Source organism: Streptomyces sp. CO7, from assembly GCF_053474865.1.
In genome coordinates, this window is sequence record NZ_JBRIOU010000002.1 from 888,932 (window position 1) to 894,659 (window position 5,728).

Genomic DNA, 5,728 nt, shown 5'->3' on the forward strand with positions numbered 1-5,728 from the left:
GGCGTCCACCGACCCGCCCGCCCGGCTCACCCCGCGCGGCGTGCGGCTGGTGTTCGCCGGACTGATGCTCGCGCTGCTGCTCGCGGCGCTGGAGCAGATGATCGTCGCCACCGCCCTGCCGAGGATCGTCGGCGACCTCCAGGGCATGGACAAGATGTCCTGGGCCATCACGGCCTACCTGCTGACCTCGACCGTGGTGCTCCCGGTCTACGGCAAGCTCGGCGACCTCTTCGGCCGCAAGGGCGTCTTCCTCTTCGCCATCGTCGTCTTCGTCATCGGCTCCGCCGCCTGCGGACGGGCGGAGACCATGGACCAGCTGATCGCCTTCCGCGGGGTCCAGGGGATCGGCGCGGGCGGACTCATGATCGGCGTGCAGGCGATCATCGCGGACATCGTGCCGGCCCGCGAACGCGGGCGCTTCATGGGCCTGATCGGCGCCTCCTTCGGCCTGGCCTCGGTGGCCGGACCGCTGCTCGGCGGCTACTTCACCGACCACCACAGCTGGCGCTGGTGCTTCTACTTCAACGTGCCCTTCGGCCTGGTCACGCTGGTCGTGGTGGCCGCCGTGCTCAAGCTGCCCAAGCCCGCCGTGCGGCCCCGCCTGGACGTCGTGGGGACGATCCTGCTCGTCGCCGCGTCGACCTGCCTGGTCCTGCTGACCAGCTGGGGCGGCACCGAGTACGCCTGGGACTCCCCGGAGATCCTCGGCCTGGCCGGGGGCGCCGTCGCCTCCTCGGCGCTCTTCGTCGTCGCCGAGCGGTTCGCGGCCGAACCCCTCATCCCGCTGCGGCTGTTCCGTGACTCCGTCTTCAACGTCACCGCCCTGGTCGGCCTGGTCGTCGGCATCGCGCTGTTCGGCGCGGCCAGCTACCTGCCCAGCTACCTCCAGATGGTCGACGGGGCCACCGCCACCGAGTCCGGCCTGCTGATGCTGCCCATGATGGGCGGGGTGGTCGGCGCCTCGGTGCTCTCCGGGCAGCTGATCAGCCGCACCGGCCGCTACCGGATCTACCCGATCCTCGGCGGCGCGCTCTCCGCCGTCGGCATGTGGCTGCTGTCGCTCCTGGACACCGGCACCGAGCGCATCACCTACAGCGTCTGGATGTTCGTGCTGGGCGCGGGCATCGGCCTGGTGATGCCGGTCCTGGTGCTCGCCGTCCAGAACTCGGTGCGCCCCGCCGACCTGGGCACCGCCACCAGCGCCAACAACTACTTCCGGCAGATCGGCGGCAGCGTCGGCGCCGCCGTCTTCGGGACCCTCTTCGCCGACCGGTTCACCGACGCCCTCACCGAGCGGCTGCCCCGCCTGCCGGGCGGCGCGGCCGCCGCCCCGCACACCGAGTCCGTCAGCCCGGAGATGGTGCACGCGCTGCCGGCGCCGCAGCGCGACGCGTACATCGCGGCCTACGCCGAGGCCATGCCGCGGATCTTCCTCTACCTGGTGCCGGTCCTCGTGCTCGGCCTGATCATCGCCTTCTTCCTCAAGGAGAAACCGCTGGTGTCCCACAACGTCCCCGCCGCAGACCCCCAGGGCGCCGAGCCGGCGGCCGCGGCCGCCGCAGCCCCCTACGCGGCGGCCTCCGTCCCGCTCACCGTCGAGGTGACCGCCTCGGTGCCCGGCGCCCGGGCCCCCTACGGCGGCGGGATCGCCGTCTGCGGCGCGGTCCGGCACGCCGACGGCACGGTGGTGCCGCGCGCCGCGCTCACCCTGATCGACGGCGCCGGGCAGCAGGTCGGGCGCGGCGCCAGCGGCGAGGACGGCCGCTACGCGCTGGCCACCCCCGGCCCCGGCTCCTACGTGCTGATCGCCGCCGCCGGCGGCCACCAGCCGCAGGCCGTGCAGGTCACGGTGGGGGAGCGGCCGGTCGAGATGGACGTGGTGCTCGGCGGCGCCGGACGCCTCGCCGGGACCGTCACCACGGCCGACGGCACCCCGGTGCGGGACGCCACCGTCACCCTCACCAACGTCCACGGCGAGGTGGTCTCCGCCTCCCGCAGCGGCTTCGACGGCGGCTACGTCATCAGCGACCTGGTGGCCGGCGAGTACACCCTGGCCGCCAGCGCCCACGCCTACCGGCCCACCGCCCTGCCGGTCACCGTGCAGGCGTCCCGGGAGACCCGGCAGGACATCGAGCTGGCCGGCGGGGCGGTGCTGCGCGGCGTGGTCCGGGGCGGCGGCGGGCGGCCCGTGGAGGAGGCCCGGGTCACCCTGCTGGACGCCGCGGGCAACGTCGTCGACACCCTCACCACCGGCTCCGACGGCACCTTCCGCTTCGTCGACCTGTCCTCCGGCGAGTACACCGTGATCGCCGCCGGGTACCCCCCGGTCGCCACCGTCCTGCAGGTGGCGGGCGGCGGCCGCACCGAGCGCGACCTGCAGCTCGGGCACCAGGACTGACCTGCTCCGGTCCGGCGGGGCTTCCCCGCCGGACCGGCACGGGGGAAGATCGCGCCGTGACCCCCTCGGTCTACACTCACGCCCATGCACGCGTGTGACCGGCAGGAACGGAGCGACCGATGAAGATCCTCATCAGCGCCGACATGGAGGGCGCCACCGGCGTCACCTGGCCGGCGGACGTGCTGCCGGGCACCCCCCAGTGGGAACGCTGCCGCCCGATGTTCACCTCGGACGTCCAGGCCGCCGCCCTCGGCTTCTTCGACGGCGGCGCAGACCAGGTGCTCGTCAACGAGGCCCACTGGAGCATGCGCAACCTGCTGCTCGAGCAGCTCGACGACCGGGTCGAGATGCTCACCGGCCGGCACAAGTCGCTCTCCATGGTCGAGGGCGTCCAGCACGGCGACGTCGACGGCATCGCCTTCATCGGCTACCACGGCGGCGCCGGGATGGAGGGCGTCCTCGCCCACACCTACCTCGCCAACCAGCTCACCGGCGTCTGGCTCGACGACGTCCGCGCCAGCGAAGGCCTGCTCAACGCCCATGTGGTGGCCGAATACGGGGTACCGGTCATTCTGGTGACCGGCGACGACGTGGCGTGCGACGACGCCCTCGGGTACGCACCCGAGGCGCGGAAGGTCGCGGTGAAGGACCACGTGTCGCGCTACGCGGCCGTGTGCCGCACGCCCGCCCGGACCCACGCGGACATCCGCGCGGCCGCCCGGGAGGCGGTGTCGCTGGCGGTCCGTCACGAGCCCGTGACGGCCGGCCCGCGTACCGTCGCCGTCGAGTTCGACGCGGAACACCTGGCCGACGCGGCAACCGTCGTGCCGGGCGTGGACCGGACCGGCGAACGCAAGGTCGCCTACACCGAAGCAAACATGTACGACGCAATCCGCACCTTCAAGGCGGTCACCACGATCGTCTCGGCCGCGGTGGAGGAGACGTATGGCTGATCAGCAGGCCCTCGAAGAGGTCGTGACCTTCGCGTCCGACCTGATCCGCATCGACACCACCAACCGGGGCGGCGGCGACTGCCGCGAGCGCCCCGCCGCCGAGTACGCGGCGGCCAGGCTCGCCGAGGCGGGCCTGGAGCCCACCCTCCTGGAGCGCACCGAGGGACGCACCAACGTCGTCGCCCGCATCGAGGGCACCGACCCCTCGGCGGACGCGCTCCTGGTCCACGGCCACCTCGACGTGGTGCCCGCCGACGCCTCCGAGTGGACCGTCCACCCCTTCTCCGGGGAGATCCGCGACGGCGTGCTCTGGGGCCGCGGCGCGGTGGACATGAAGAACATGGACGCGATGATCCTCTCCGTGGTCCGCTCCTGGGCCCGCGAGGGCGTGCGGCCCCGCCGCGACATCGTCATCGCCTTCACCGCCGACGAGGAGGACAGCGCCGTCGACGGCTCCGGCTTCCTCGCCGACCAGCACCCCGAGCTGTTCGAGGGCTGCACCGAGGGCGTCAGCGAGTCCGGGGCCTACACCTTCCACGACGGCTCCGGCGCCCGGATCTACCCCATCGGCGCGGGCGAGCGCGGCACCGGCTGGCTGCGGCTCACCGCGCGCGGACGCGCCGGCCACGGCTCCAAGGTCAACCGCGCCAACGCCGTCACCCGCCTCACCGCGGCGGTCACCCGGCTCGGCGAGCACAGCTGGCCGCTGAACCTCACCCCAACCGTGCGCGCCGCGATCTCCGAACTCGCCGCCGTCTACGGCATCGACGCCACGCGCTACGACCTCGACGACTCCGACCAGGTCGACGAGCTGCTGGTGAAGATCGGCCCCGCCGCCGCCCTGGTGGAGCCCACCCTGCGCAACAGCACCAACCCGACCATGCTGGACGCCGGTTACAAGGTCAACGTGATCCCCGGCGAGGCCGGAGCGCACGTCGACGGGCGCTTCCTGCCGGGCGGCGAGGAGGACTTCGAGCGCACCCTGGACGAGCTGACCGGCCCCGACGTCGACTGGGAGTACTACCACCGCGAAGGCGCCCTCCAGGCCCCGGTGGACTCCCCGACCTTCGCCAAGCTGCGCGCCGCCGTCGAGGAGCACGACCCCGAGGCGCACACCGTGCCGTACTGCATGTCCGGCGGCACCGACGCCAAGCAGTTCGCCCGGCTCGGCATCACCGGTTACGGCTTCGCCCCCGTCTGGCTGCCCGAGGGCTTCGCCTACCAGCAGCTCTTCCACGGCGTGGACGAGCGGGTGCCCGTCGAAGGACTGCACTTCGGCGTCCGTGTGCTCGACCGCTTCCTGCGGACGGCCTGACAGAGATGGGGGACAAGGTGCGGAAACTGGCTCACGGGACATGGCCCTCGCCGATCGGGGCGGGGCTCGCCGCCGACCACGACGGAGCCCCGCAGTACCCGGGCTTCGTCGGCGACGAGGTCTGGTGGACCGAGCCCCGGCCCGCCGAGGCCGGCCGCCGCGCCCTGGTGCGCCGCCGCGCCGACGGCACCGAGGAATCGGTGCTGCCCCCGCCGTGGAACGTGCGCAGCCGGGTGATGGAGTACGGCGGCCGCCCCTGGACCGGGACCGTCCGGGACGGCCGGCCGGTCGTCGTCTTCGTCGACTTCGCCGACCAGCGGCTCTACCGGTACGAGGCGGAGGGCGGCGGCGAACCGCAGCCGCTCACCCCTCTCTCCCCGGTGGGCGGCGGCCTGCGCTGGGCCGAGCCCGAGGTGCGCGAGGGACCGGGCGGCCGGGCCGAGGTCTGGTGCGTGCTGGAGGAGTACACCGGCGACGGTCCCTCCGACGTCCGGCGCGTCCACGTGGCGGTGCCGCTGGACGGCAGCGCCGCCGAGGACCGCGGCGCCCTGCGGGAACTGTCCCGCCCCACCCACCACTTCGTGACCGGCGTCCGCGTCTCCCCGGACGGCGCCCAGGCCGCCTGGCTGGCCTGGGACCACCCCCGGATGCCGTGGGACGGCACCGAACTGGTGCTCGCCGACATCACCGAGGACGGCCTTCTCACCATGCCGCGGGTGATGGCCGGCGGCGAGGAGGAGTCCGTCGCCCAGGTCGAGTGGACCGCCGACGGCCGCCTGATGTGGAGCAGCGACCACTCCGGCTGGTGGAACCTCTACCGCGAGGGCGAGCCCGTCTGCGTCCGCGAGGAGGAGTTCGGCGGACCGGTGTGGACGCCGGGCAGCCGCTGGTTCGCGCCGCTGGAGTGCGGACTGGTCGCCGTGCTGCACGGCAAGGGCGCCCAGGCGCTCGGCGTGCTCGACCCCGAGTCCTGCGAGGTCGTCGACGCGGCCGGCCCCTGGAGCGAGTTCGCCGCCGCGCTCGCGGTGCACGGCGACCGGGTCGTCGCGGTCGGCGCCGGCC

At 73.7% G+C, this 5,728-nt stretch carries 3 protein-coding genes and 1 pseudogene; all 4 read left to right on the plus strand.

Annotation, left to right across the window (positions count from 1 at the left end; all coding sequences use genetic code 11):
• Positions 1-2,398: MFS transporter (locus tag ACOV8S_RS06055; RefSeq protein ID WP_448316508.1), on the plus strand; the 2,398-nt coding region annotated here is incomplete at its 5' end.
• Positions 2,399-2,517: 119 nt separating this feature from the next.
• The gene (locus ACOV8S_RS06060; RefSeq protein WP_448316509.1) at positions 2,518-3,351 is read left to right on the plus strand and encodes a M55 family metallopeptidase; all 834 of its coding nucleotides are present in this window, start codon (positions 2,518-2,520) and stop codon (positions 3,349-3,351) included.
• Positions 3,344-4,666, plus strand: a complete 1,323-nt coding sequence (locus ACOV8S_RS06065; protein ID WP_448316510.1) for a M20/M25/M40 family metallo-hydrolase — start codon at positions 3,344-3,346, stop codon at positions 4,664-4,666. The genes ACOV8S_RS06060 and ACOV8S_RS06065 overlap by 8 nt, the downstream gene beginning before the upstream one ends.
• 5 nt (positions 4,667-4,671) lie before the next feature.
• Positions 4,672-5,728 (plus strand): annotated as a pseudogene (locus tag ACOV8S_RS06070) (S9 family peptidase); the annotation flags it as partial.

Bases quoted from the DNA above. Each gene is read 5' to 3' on its own strand.
- ACOV8S_RS06060 (WP_448316509.1), top strand. From the start codon at position 2,518: ATGAAGATCCTCATCAGCGCCGACATGGAGGGCGCCACCGGCGTCACC.
- ACOV8S_RS06065 (WP_448316510.1), top strand. From the start codon at position 3,344: ATGGCTGATCAGCAGGCCCTCGAAGAGGTCGTGACCTTCGCGTCCGAC.